This window comes from Bradyrhizobium algeriense (assembly GCF_003062295.1).
Lineage (GTDB): Bacteria > Pseudomonadota > Alphaproteobacteria > Rhizobiales > Xanthobacteraceae > Bradyrhizobium > Bradyrhizobium algeriense.
The window spans coordinates 1-13,183 of record NZ_PYCN01000067.1; the positions used below are offsets into that span (position 1 = coordinate 1).

At 60.9% G+C, this 13,183-nt stretch carries 5 protein-coding genes and 1 pseudogene; all 6 read left to right on the forward strand.

The genetic code is table 11. From position 1 onward, the window contains the following. On the forward strand, positions 1-2,282 hold a 2,282-nt coding region (locus C7G61_RS40830), incomplete at its 5' end, for a non-ribosomal peptide synthetase (protein ID WP_145963794.1). 746 nt (positions 2,283-3,028) lie between these two features. Further along, positions 3,029-3,175, forward strand: coding sequence for a hypothetical protein (locus C7G61_RS45340; protein WP_190242236.1), 147 nt, complete (start codon positions 3,029-3,031; stop codon positions 3,173-3,175). A 524-nt stretch (positions 3,176-3,699) separates the two neighbouring features. Beyond that, positions 3,700-11,367, forward strand: a complete 7,668-nt coding sequence (locus C7G61_RS40835; RefSeq protein ID WP_108523198.1) for a non-ribosomal peptide synthetase — start codon at positions 3,700-3,702, stop codon at positions 11,365-11,367. Between the two features lie 206 nt (positions 11,368-11,573). Next, positions 11,574-12,420, forward strand: a pseudogene (locus tag C7G61_RS40840) (IS110 family RNA-guided transposase); the annotation flags it as partial. 59 nt (positions 12,421-12,479) lie between these two features. Next, positions 12,480-12,716 carry a hypothetical protein gene (locus C7G61_RS47720; RefSeq protein WP_375293238.1) on the forward strand — a complete coding sequence of 79 codons (237 nt, stop codon included), beginning with the start codon at positions 12,480-12,482 and terminating at the stop codon, positions 12,714-12,716. A gap of 3 nt (positions 12,717-12,719) precedes the next feature. Next, a partial coding sequence (locus C7G61_RS40845) for a transposase (RefSeq protein WP_190242238.1) occupies positions 12,720-13,183 on the forward strand: 464 nt, incomplete at its 3' end.

Below are 13,183 nucleotides of genomic sequence, written 5' to 3' on the forward strand. Positions count from 1 at the left end.
CCTGGGCCGAGCTGCCCGCCTGCGATCCCGAGCCGCGCGCCCTCGGCCTCACCTCGCGCCATCTCGCCTACATCATCTACACCTCAGGCTCAACCGGAACCCCAAAGGGCGTCATGGTCGAGCATGCGAACCTGTTGAATTTCATATATGCTCTTTCGGATATATTGAGGATCACTGAGCAGGATGTATTCCTAGCCATCACGTCCATCTCATTTGATATCGCAGGGCTGGAGCTATTTCTTCCATCGTGCACGGGAGCCACAATCGTCCTAGCCAGCCGTAAGGATGTTACGGATGCTACGGCGTTGCATTACCTTATAGATCAGCGCAAGATTTCTATGATGCAGGCCACTCCAGCAACGTGGCGTTTGCTGTTGGATGCCGGCTGGCAAGGAACACCGGGCTTAAATGTATTGTGTGGAGGTGAGGCGTTACCTGCGAGTCAGTCGTCGCGGCTCAGTAGAGGGGTGAGGTCTCTAAGAAATCTTTACGGTCCGACCGAAACAACGATCTGGTCGTCCAGTTTTGTTATTGACGCGAGGCTCGGTGTGTCTCATCAAAACGTCCCGATCGGCCGCCCGATTGCCAACACGCGGGTGTATCTGCTGGACGGTCATGGCGCGCCTGTGCCGTTGGGGGCGGTGGGTGAGCTTTACATCGGCGGGGCGGGGGTTGCGCGTGGCTATCTGAACCGTGCCGATCTGACGGCGGAGCGGTTCATCGCCAGTCCCTTTGTGGACGGCGATCGGCTGTACCGGACCGGCGACCTGGCGCGCTATCTGCCCGACGGCAATCTGGAGTTCCTGGGCCGCAACGACGACCAGGTGAAGATCCGTGGCTTCCGCATCGAGCCGGGCGAGATCGCCGCACGGCTTTGCGAGCACGCCTGGGTGCGCGATGCGGTTGTGGTGGCGCGCCAGGACCGGTCCGGCGACAAGCACCTTGTCGCCTATGTGGTGGGCTCGGACGAGGCTGGCTCGGACGAGGACGGTGGAGGCGGGCTGGCCGGCGCCTTGCGGGCGCACTTAAGTGCGCGGCTGCCGGACTACATGGTGCCGTCGGCGTTCGTGCGGCTATCGGGGCTGCCGCTGACGGTGAACGGCAAGCTCGACCGCAAGGCACTGCCGGCGCCGGCCGACGATGCCTATGCGCGGGCAGCCTATGCGGCGCCGCGCGGCGCGATCGAGACGGCGCTGGCAGAGATCTGGGCGGAGCTTCTCGGGGTCGAGCGGGTCGGACGCCACGACCACTTCTTCGAGCTCGGCGGCCACTCGCTCCTGGCGGTGCGGTTGCTCAGCCGAGCGCTAAATCTTGGAATGAAGTTTAATGCCGCCGATCTCTTCCAGGCTCCTGTCCTGAAGGAACTTGCATCGAGGGTTGAGTTGGACCCGCAACGTCATCCAGCTGGAGTGCTACCCGTTCAGGCGACGGGATCTCAACCGCCACTCTTCTTTGTACCGACAGGTTACGGAGATTATTCGTATGTCCTCACTTTAGCAAAAGAAATGGATGTAGACTGCCCGATCTATGCTTTGCCATGGCCGTCTTTCAATGAACTTTGTCAACCAGCTCTCGATGCGATCGCCGCGGAGGTAATCCTCGCAATCAGAAAGATCCAGCCGCAGGGTCCGTATCGCTTCGCTGGTTACTCCTCAGGGGCAATCTTGGCTTATGCGCTTGCCAAACACTTGCTAAGTCGCGGGGAAGCTGTCTCATTTATGGCGTTCATCGATGTCACATTACCTGCAAATCCATCGAGCAGGTCGGATGCCCAAGTAGCATTAGATATGATATTCGAGCCTCTCGAGTCTTTAGATGATGAGCGGTTCGAATTGCTGGAGAAACTTTCTGAACAAAGTTCAGTTGCTCAGTTGTTTGAAAAGGCGCAGCAAATTGGGGCCATAGCTTCAGATCGCGATCTCTATGACAACGCCTTGAGGTATGTCTATTTTCACAGGGCACTACGATCGTATCGAGCTGCGACCCTGCCAATTGAGATACATCAGTTTTATGCAGCTGATCCTTTCCCTAGTCGTCGTGTGCGGGGCAAAAACTCAATCGCCCCGGAGGCAAGATCGGTCATGCGCGGCTGGGACCGCGTTTTGAGTGGGGCGGCCATTCATGCAGTTTCAGTTCCAGGCAATCACGTAACGATGATGAGCAACCCAGAAAACCGCAAAGTTTTGGCGCGCATGTTATCGAGAGCCTTGAATGGTTCGCCAATAAACACGCTGAACTGCACCCCGTTTTCACCGGACACCCGCGTTAGCCGGAGGAGCTAGGAGCCTGTCCAGTTAGCTTTGGGAAGGCAGTTTTATCTTGATAATGGCGGCTCAACTTGACGCTACGTGCGATTCAAGCCCTTCGAGAGCTCGTCGCGTGCATATGTCCAAACTCGCGGGTGCCAGAAGCTGTGACGACACGATTCACATCGTCCATAAGTTGTCCCAAGAAGATCGCATCGCTACGAGGTCCGTGACGCGCTAAACGAGTATCGCCGAACGGCGAGTCACCATATCCCCGATCACGTACCCCATACGTCCGCAAGTGGGTGGGTCCTGCTGATCAGCTCGAAAGTCGCTGACGAACGGCTCGCGGCGGCGCATCGGGCTAAGTTGGCCTATGTCTACGCGGCAGTTGTCCGTCAACCAGGTGCGGCGGCACCAGGAGAGCACCGTGTTGGCGATACCGGCTGTCAGATTGCGCCACCGGTCTGGGCTGACCTCATAACGCTGGGACAGATCCTACTGTCGCTGCTCCCGCACGGTTTCCAGCGCAATCCTTGCCTTCAGTGTCGCGTCGATCCTGTGTCTCGTCTTCGTCGTCATTATCCGCTCCGTCTATCAAACGGAGCAGCCGTTTCCAACTAAGCAAATGGCCCCAAAATCGGGGCCCATTTCAGACAATCGTGCGCGCAGCCATGCTTCCAATGCCGTTAAATTGCGGGCGGGGGTGCCAAAGCCCTGTGGCACGCCACGAAATGATGGTCGTGCCGACGCGTTGGCCATGTTGGGTTCAGGGGCAGCACATGGCCTGGCTCACCAGTTCGGCCGGGGTCTCTGAGCAGGGCAAAGGTACGGCGGCATCAATGGCAAGCGCCGAAAAGCGCATGCTGGTGCGTAAAGAACAGAGTTTGCCGAGCGCTTTGGCTGTGAGTTCGCCATCGGGACATTAGCCTTAACAAAGAGATGAGTTATGCATAACCAACAACCGTTCTTAATATGCCGCTCTGTATTGTCGCGAACAGCCGTGTCCAATTGACGATGTAGTATCCGGAACCGAACACAGAGGATCAAGTATTTCGCCGCCGCGGCGCAAAGAGTGGTTTTTCCCTCTTCAAGTAAGCCCTCCACAACCTGTTTGGTGGCACGCGGATTGCTCTGAGACAGTGAGGATCCAAAGGACGATAGCGGTCCCGCGGTCGGCCCCGCGCCCACACATTCAGAGGAATCTTGCTCGATTGATTCTCACTTCGATAGACGCTGCACGGTTGAGTGCGATCCCGCCAAATGAAGCGTTGTGGCGTCCGTCGGGGATGTCGCTGTCATTCGTAGCGCTGGATAACTCTCATGGCTGGCCGGAGTCGATTAGCGTTCAGTGCGGCAATTCCCGAGCAAATCCTGACGAGTGTGACAGGCTTAGGTCGCTATGTGGCGCGCGCCTTGGCCGGGAACCGCATGCATTGGCTGAGGGGTGAAGATGGCGCATTGGTCTCCTCTGGCGCAGCCAAACGCTTGCGAGTCAGGCGATTGTGGTGGGCAACGACTTGCAACCTCCCCAATCGGTTCTACCGTCTTTGTTGGTAGTGGTACGCTGGCCATCAGGTGTGCTGAGCTAGCGAGGGAGAAGGGTCACGACATCCGCGCGGCGCTGTGTGCCGACGCCACATTCGCCGATTGGGCCGCTCACGCCAATATCCTGTGTGTTGGGAGCATTGAAGAGCTCTCCACGTTGCTGAAGACCGAACCGGTTGAGTGGATTTTTTCGGTTGCCAACCCGTTCATTTTGCCGCCAGTGGTGTTTGAGCGAGCCCGTCAAGGCGCTTTCAACTACCATGACGGTCCGTTGCCACGATATGCGGGTACTCACGCGACGTCTTGGGCGCTGCTGGCCCAAGAGGCCGAACATGGCATCGCGTGGCATCGTATCGATCATCGGGTTGATGCTGGTGCTCTGGTGGTTCAGCGCCACGTCTTAATTGCGCCCAGCGATACGGCGTTAACGCTGAACCTCAAATGTTATGAAGCCGCGATCGAGGGCTTCCGTGAGCTTTTGACCGGCTTAACAAATGGAGAGCTCAGTGCCCGTCCGCAGGCGCTAGTTGACAGAAGTGTTTTCCCGAGGCGTCGACGCCCAGATGCTGCGGGGTGTCTGCGATGGGATCGATCCGCGCAAGATCTGTCAGCAATGACACGCGCCTTGGATTTTGGGCCGTATCATGCCAATCCCTTGTGTCTGTCCAAGGTTCTCGTGGGCGATGACGTTGTCGCAGTCAGGTGCTTGGAGGTGACGGTGAGGCGCTCGGGCTTTCCGGCGGGCTCCCTGGTTGAAATCCATCCCCGCCACTGGCGTGTGGCGACCGGGACAGAGGATGTTGATGTTTGGTTTGGCGGCCTGGATGATCAGGCTCTGGATGCGCGGGCACTCGCAAGGTGCTCCGATCTGGATGAAGGCGATCGCCTGCCGATCTTAAACGATGATCAGGCGCGGAGTATAACTGTTACGCATGAAATGTTGGCGCCTCGGGAGAGTTTCTGGCGACAGCGGCTTGAGCAATCTAAAATATTGCAGCTTCCTTTTCTGTCGTCTCCACAAGCTGTGGCTCCCCCGAGATGGCAGTCGAGTTCGTGGCTCATTCCAAGTGCTTTGGCCGAGCTGTCCCCCAATGATCGCACCGAGTACATACTGAGCGCTTGGCTGATCTATCTCGCCCGCCTCACGGGAGAATCAGAGCTTCAATTGGGATGGACTCCCCCAGCGAATGAATCGCGAGCCGGGGTGAAGGCGGTGGAGGTGCTTGTCGCTTCTGTCGTGCCAATGGAAATTATCATAGATCTCGGTCATGATTTTGCAGAGGTGCGCAGGGCGGTGGCGGCCGAGTGTGCTCAGCTGAGGGAGCACGATAGCTTTGCGCGGGATCTTATCGCGCGCTACCCGACGTTGCGGGGCGGTGAGGCGCTACGATCGCGCCGTCCCTGGCCGGTTGGCGTTACGGTTACTGCAAATAGCGGGTCTGCCGCTGGTGATCTTGCAAGCCCGAGTTTTGAGGCGCCCCTATCCGGTGATTTGCTGACGTTTGAGGTTTGCGCTCTGGAAGGGAGCTTTCGATGGCACTTTGATGCAGGTCGCTTGGCGCCCAAGCAGATCGACCGCATGACGCAGCATTTGCAGAATTTGTTGTGTGCCGTGATGGCCGATGCGCAGCAGCCGGTAGGACGAATTCGGCTCTTGTCGTCCGCTGAGCGCGCGTATCTGTTGGAGGAGCTGAACCGGACGGCGGCGCCGTATCCCGAGCAGCAGTGCATCCATGAGCTGTTCGAGGCGCAGGTCCGCAGGGCTCCGGATGCGGTGGCGGTGGTCTATCAGGACCAGCGCTTAAGCTATGACGAGCTCAATGCGCGGGCGAACCGGCTGGCGCACCACCTGATCGGGCTCGGAGTCAGGCCGGACCAGCCGGTGGCGATCTGCCTTCAGCGCAGCATCGCGATGGTGGTCGGGCTGCTGGCGATCCTCAAGGCGGGCGGGGCGTATCTGCCGCTGGATCCGGCCTATCCGTCGGCGCGGCTGCACCAGGTGCTCAACGATGCGGCGCCGCCTCTGCTGCTGGCCGATGCGGCGGGACGATCGGCGCTGGGCGGCGATGCGCTACTCGATCTGACGGTGGTCGACCTGGAGACGGCGACCCCGGCGTGGGCGCAGCTGCCGGCCGCGAACCCGGACCCGCGCGCCCTCGGTCTGACCTCGCGCCATCTCGCCTATGTGATCTACACCTCGGGATCCACCGGCACGCCCAAGGGCGTCATGGTCGAGCATCGGGGATTGGTCAATCTGGAGTTGGCTCAGAATGTGCTTTTTGGCGCTTGTTCCAACAGTAGAGTGGTGCAGTTCGCCTCCTTTGGTTTTGATACAAGTGTTTCAGAGCTTGTCATGGCGTTTGGCTCAGGAGCCGCCTTGCACTTGCCTGCGGGTGAGATCCGTCAATCGACCAAAGAGCTATCGGACTATCTGCGAAACGAAGCCATCACGCATGCGACGTTGCCTCCAGCATTGCTTCAGGGAAGCCAGCATCTGGAATATTTGGCGTCGCAACTTCTCGTACTTGCTGGAGAGCTCCCGAAGGCCGAGCTTATCCGAGCCCTGCCTGCAGCATCTATTGTCAACGCCTATGGACCTACCGAAGCAACAGTCTGCGCGACGACGTGGAGCTGCCCGGCTGATTTTGATGGGGCCGTTGTCCCGATCGGCCGTCCGATTGCGAACACGCGGATCTATCTGCTGGATGGTGATGGCGCGCCTGTTCCGTTTGGGGCCGTAGGGGAGCTTTACATTGGCGGCGCGGGGGTGGCGCGTGGCTATCTGAACCGTCCCGAGCTGACCGCGGCGCGGTTTTTGGCCGATCCGTTCAGCACTGAGCCGGGGGCGCGGATGTACCGCAGCGGCGACCTTGCGCGCTATCTGCCGGACGGCAATCTGGCGTTTCTGGGCCGCAACGACGACCAGGTGAAGATCCGCGGCTTCCGGATCGAGCCGGGCGAGATCGCGGCGCGGCTCGTCGAGCACGCCGCGGTGCGCGACGCGGTGGTGGTGGCGCGCCAGGACCGCGCCGGCGAGCAGCGGCTGGTCGCCTATGTGGTGTGCGCGTCCGAGGCGGGCTCGGATGGGCTGGATGGAAGCGAACTTGCCGGCACCTTGCGCACGCACTTAAGTGCGCGGCTGCCGGACTACATGGTGCCGTCGGCGTTTGTGCACCTTGCGGCGCTGCCCTTGACGGTGAACGGCAAGCTCGACCGCAAGGGCCTGCCGGCGCCTAAGGATGAGGCGTATGCGCGCGCCGCCTATGAGGCGCCGCAAGGCGAGATCGAGACGGCGCTGGCGACGATCTGGGCCGAGCTTCTGGGTGTTGAGCGGGTCGGACGGAACGACCACTTCTTCGAACTGGGCGGCCACTCGCTCTTGGCGGTGCAGCTGATCGAGCGTCTGCGGCGGCTGTCGCTGGGGGTGAAGGTGCGGACTTTGTTCGCCAGGCCGGTGCTGGCGGATCTGGCCGCGAGCCTGCGCAGTCATCACGAGGTGGCGGTGCCGGCCAACCTGATCACGGCAGAGAGCCGCTCGATCACGCCGCAGATGCTGCCGCTGATCGAGCTGACGCAAGGAGAGATCGATCGGATCCTCGCCACGGTGCCCGGCGGCGTCGGCAACATCCAGGATATTTATGCCTTGTCGCCGCTGCAGGACGGCATCCTGTTCCATCATCTGTTGGCCCGCCAAGGCGATCCGTACCTGCTGGTGTCGCAGATGGCGTTTGCCGACCGTGGCGTGTTGGACCGCTATCTTGCCGCGGTTCAGCGGGTGGTGGACCGGCACGACATCTTAAGGACGTCGTTTGTCTGGGAGGGCCTGTCGCGCGCGGCCCAGGTGGTGTGGCGGAACGCGCCACTCAATGTGACCGAGGTCGAGCTGGATGGCTCCGGCGGTCCTGGCCACGCGCAGCTCAGGCTGAGGTTTGATCCGCGCCAGCACCGCATCGATCTTGGCCGGGCCCCGCTGTTGCGGTTTGTGATCGCGCGCGAGTCCGGCAGCGCGCGCTGGCTGCTCTTGCAGCTGCAGCATCATCTGATCGGGGATCACACGACGCTGGAGGTGATGCATGCCGAGGTTAAGGCCGTGCTCGGCGGGCGCGACCATGAGCTGGCCGCCCCGCAGCCGTTCCGCAACCTGGTGGCGCAGGCGCGCCTGGGCGTTGGTACCAAAGCGCATGAAGAGTTCTTCCGGGGACTGCTGGGGGACATCGATGCGCCGACCACGCCGTTTGGCTTAAGCGAGGTCCACGGCGACGGCTGCGGGGTTCATGAGGCGCATCGGAGGCTGCCGCAGGCGCTCAACGCGCGATTGCGCAGCCAGGCGCGGCGGCTTGGGGTGAGCCTGGCCAGCCTGTGTCATCTGGCGTGGGGACAGGTGGTGGCGCGCAGCAGCGGCCGCGAGCAGGTGGTGTTCGGCACGGTGCTGTTTGGCCGCATGCATGGCGGCGCGGGTGCCGACCGCACCATGGGCCTGTTCATCAACACCCTGCCGCTGCGGCTTGATCTGGACGGCACCGGGGTCGAGGCGAGCGTGCGGACCACGCACGCCCGGCTGGCCGAGCTGCTGGCGTACGAGCAGGCCTCGCTGGCGTTGGCGCAACGCTGCAGCGGCGTTGCGGCGCCGGCGCCGCTGTTCAGCGCGCTGTTGAACTACCGCCACACCGCGCCGGCGCTCGCTTGCGGACCGGATGCTGGGCTGGGCGGCGTGGAATGGCTGGGCGGGGAGGAACGCACCAACTATCCGCTGACCCTGTCGGTGGATGATGTTGGCGAGGCGCTCGGTCTGACGGCGCAGGTGGCGGAGCCCGTCTCCGCGGATCGGGTCTGCGGCTACATGCAGCGCGCGCTCGAGCAACTGGCCGACGCGCTGGAGCAGGCGCCGAACACGCCGGTGCGCGAGCTGGATATCCTGCCGTCCGCTGAGCGCGCGTATCTGTTGGAGGAGCTGAACCGGACGGCGGCGGAGTATCCTGAGCAGCAGTGCATCCATGAGCTGTTCGAGGCGCAGGTGGGCAAGGCGCCGGATGCGGTGGCGGTGGTCTATCAGGACCAGCGCTTAAGCTATGACGAGCTCAATGCGCGGGCGAACCGGCTGGCGCACCACCTGATCGGGCTCGGAGTGAGGCCGGACCAGCCGGTGGCGATCTGCCTTCAGCGCAGCATCGCGATGGTGGTCGGGCTGCTGGCGATCCTCAAGGCGGGCGGGGCGTATCTGCCGCTGGATCCGGCCTATCCGTCGGCGCGGCTGCACCAGGTGCTCAAGGATGCGGCGCCGCCTCTGCTGCTGGCCGATGCGGCGGGACGATCGGCGCTGGGCGGCGATGCGCTACTCGATCTGACGGTGGTCGACCTGGAGACGGCGACCCCGGCGTGGGCGCAGCTGCCGGCCGCGAACCCGGACCCGCGCGCCCTCGGTCTGACCTCGCGCCATCTCGCCTATGTGATCTACACCTCGGGATCCACCGGAACGCCCAAGGGTGTCATGGTCGAGCATCGGGGATTGACAAATTATCTGTGCTGGGCCTGTCATGCCTACGATTCCAGATCATCCTCCGTGGTCTCCTCTCCTCTGGCCTTTGATGCAACAGTTACCAGCCTGTTTGCACCTTTGATCTGTGGTGGCCATGCAGATCTTATGATGGAGGGACAAGAGGTCGAGGGGTTAAAAGCAAAGATCAGCGCGGAATGCGGAACAATCAAGATCACCCCGAGCCATCTGGATGCTCTTGGGCAACAGATGCTGGCGGACTCCGCTGCCAGCCAAGTTGAATCATTTATTATCGGCGGTGAAGCGCTGTCGCATTCAACAGTTGAGTTGTGGCGCAAGATCCAGCCCACGGCCCGAATGGTGAATGAATATGGCCCAACCGAAACAGTTGTCGGTTGTATCTTTTATGACGTTCCGACAGAAATGGCTGTATCTGCGAACATCCCGATCGGCCGTCCGATTGCGAACACGCGGATCTATCTGCTGGATGGTGATGGCGCGCCTGTTCCGTTTGGGGCGGTGGGGGAGCTTTACATTGGCGGCGCGGGGGTGGCGCGTGGCTATCTGAACCGTCCCGAGCTGACCGCGGCGCGGTTTTTGGCCGATCCGTTCAGCACTGAGCCGGGGGCGCGGATGTACCGCAGCGGCGACCTTGCGCGCTATCTGCCGGACGGCAATCTGGCGTTTCTGGGCCGCAACGACGACCAGGTGAAGATCCGCGGCTTCCGCATCGAGCCGGGCGAGATCGCGGCGCGGCTCGTCGAGCACGCCGCGGTGCGCGACGCGGTGGTGGTGGCGCGCCAGGACCGCGGCGGCGAGCAGCGGCTGGTCGCCTATGTGGTGTGCGCGTCCGAGGCGGGCTCGGATGGGCTGGATGGAAGCGAACTTGCCGGCACCTTGCGCACGCACTTAGGTGCGCGGCTGCCGGACTACATGGTGCCGTCGGCGTTTGTGCACCTTGCGGCGCTGCCCTTGACGGTGAACGGCAAGCTCGACCGCAAGGGCCTGCCGGCGCCTAAGGATGAGGCGTATGCGCGCGCCGCCTATGAGGCGCCGCAAGGCGAGATCGAGACGGCGCTGGCGACGATCTGGGCCGAGCTTCTGGGTGTTGAGCGGGTCGGACGGAACGACCACTTCTTCGAACTGGGTGGCCACTCGCTCTTGGCGGTGCAGTTGCTCAGTCGAGCGCTCGATCTTGGGCTGAAGCTCAGCGCCGCCGACCTCTTCCAAGCCCCTGTTTTGCAGAAACTTACGTCGAAGGTTGAGTTGCAGCAGCCGCACCGCAATGCAGCTGGAGTGCTATCCGTTCGTGTAACGGGATCGCAAGCACCACTCTTCTTTGTTCCCACAGGTTTGGGGGATTGTTCCTATGTCGTCAGTTTGGTCAAAGAAATGGACATAGACTGTCCTGTCTATGCTCTGCCATGGCCGTCCTTCGATGAACTTTGTTCGCCAACTCTTGAGGCGATAGCCTCGCAACTAATCTCGGCGATCAAAGAGATTCAGCCGCAAGGCCCATATCGCTTCGCCGGATATTCCTCAGGGGCATTCTTGGCCTACGCAATTGCCCAGCGCTTACTAAGCCTCGATGAAACTGTGTCATTCATGGCTTTCATCGATGTTACGTTACCTGCAAATCCATTGAGCATGTCGCCAGCCAAAATAGTACTAGAAATGGTGCTAGAGTCTCTCAAGCCCTTGGATGATGAGCGGTTCGAAGTGTTGGAGCACTTTGCTAGACAATGTTCAGTTGCCCAGTTGCTTGAAAAGGCGCAGCAACTTGGGGCGCTATCTCTAGATCATGATCTCGAAATTGACGCTTTGAGGTGTGCAAGAATTGCCCAATTTCAAAGGGCGCTGCAGTTATACCAAGTTCCATCCCTGCCAGTTGAAATACATCAGTTTTATGCCACAGAGGCCAGTTCACCCATACGCGGTTGGGACCAAGTTTTGAGTGCAGCGGCCATTCATGCTGTGCCAATTCCAGGCAACCACATGACGATGATGAGTGCTCCAGAGAACCGCCGACTTCTGGCTCGATCCATATCAGCGGCCTTAAACCCCAATTTGGGAGCTTGAATCACAGGCGCTCGGCCACCCGAATATGCGGTGTCGCAGGTGATCGGGTGTAAGCGCTAAGCCGATCTTACAATTACATAGGGTAATCGCGGGGGTGGGGACACCGGCGCGGTTGTGATGCGTTGGATTAAGGTGGTTGCCCCCCGATAGGATGAAATACGGGCTCTCGACTCGACGCCGGGCGCAGCATCAAACGGGAGACAACCATGAAGCAGTTTATCGGCCTCGACGCGTCATTGAAAGATACAATCGTCTCGGTACGCAAAGGAGGCAAGCGGATCTGGCGCGGAAAATGCCCATCCGATCCCAAGCTGATAGCCGATGTCATCCGCAAGCGTGCATCGAACGCGGAACGCGTCGTGTTCGAGACGGGCCCCTTGTCAGTCTGGTTTTACCACGCACTGACACAGGAAGGATTGCCAGCGATTTGCATAGATGCGCGGCACGCCAAGGTGGCGCTAGATATGGCGCCAAACAAGACCGACGCAAATGACGCGGATGGGCTCTCGCATCTTGCCGAGGTCGGCTTTTACCGCGAGGTGCGGGCGAAGAGCTTTGACAGCATGCTGGTTCGCACGCTGGTCGCAGCGCGCAACCAACTGCTCAGGATGACAACCCAGCTGTCCAAACAGATCCGGGCCTGATGAAGACGTTCGATCTAGTCGTTCCCAAGGGGGCAGGACGCGTGTTTGAGGGCCATGTGTGCAGCCTGCTGGCGAACAATGCCGGCCTCAAGCAGATTATCAAGCCGTTGCTCGATGCCTGGAGGGGCATGCGCGCCCGCGCCGCTGAATTGAGCAAGCAACTTGTTGCTTCAGCCCGCGCGAGTGAGCAATGCCAGTTGGTTGCGTCGATCCCTGGCATCGGCGCGGTAACGACTTCCTCCTTCGTTGCAGCGATCGAGGATCCGGGAAACTTTAGAAAATCGCGCTCGGTGGGCGCCTGGATCGGTCTGACGACCAGACGCTACCAGTCGGGTGAAGTCGATTATGACGGTCATATCGGCACGGCGACAATCATCTGCGCGGACTGTTGTATGAAGCAGCGACCGTGAATCGGCGAATCTTTGGCCTGCGCTTCTCGGTTCGCTGAGCCTGCGGCGTAGCCGGTGCATCCGCGAGAATTGCGCGGCGTGCCAGTCCGGCGAACAGCATCAAAGTTATGTTCTGTACGGCCGGGCGAATGGGCATCGTGTTGCCGTCTATGTGCCGGAAGAGCTTGTGCCGGAGGTTCAGCGCAGTCTGGACAACGGGCGGGCTCTGCAGGATCTGCTGCACCAAGCGGCGCCGCGATATATCAAGGCGCTCAAGCGAGCACGCGCCAGAGCTGCGAAGCGCGACGAGGATTGAGCGGTGTCCCGGATAGCGGAGCGGCAGGTCAGTTTTGCTGATTGGGAGTTGGTGCGTCAGGGCCTGTGCCTTGAGCCGTTGCTGCAGGCGATTTCCGATTTTCTTGACGACCAGAAGGACATAATCGACCAGGTCCGCGGCGATCTGACGCGGGGTTTGAAGAAGGCCGAGACGGGTCGCAGCGGCCTGACGCCGCAACAGGTGCTGCGCTCGCTGGTTCTGATGCGCGTCAAGAACTGGAACTATCGCGAATTACGTGAGCGGATCGCCGACGGATGCACGCTGCGCCAGTTCACGGACTTCTATTGTCTGCCAGTGCCTCGACACGATGCGTTCCACCGCGGCTTCAATCGGCTCACGCCCGAGACGCTCAAGGCGATCAATGATCTGGTGGTGCGGGCGGCGGTCGAGCTCGGACTGGAAGACGGCCAAAAGCTGCGTGTCGATACCACGGTGGTGCAGACCGA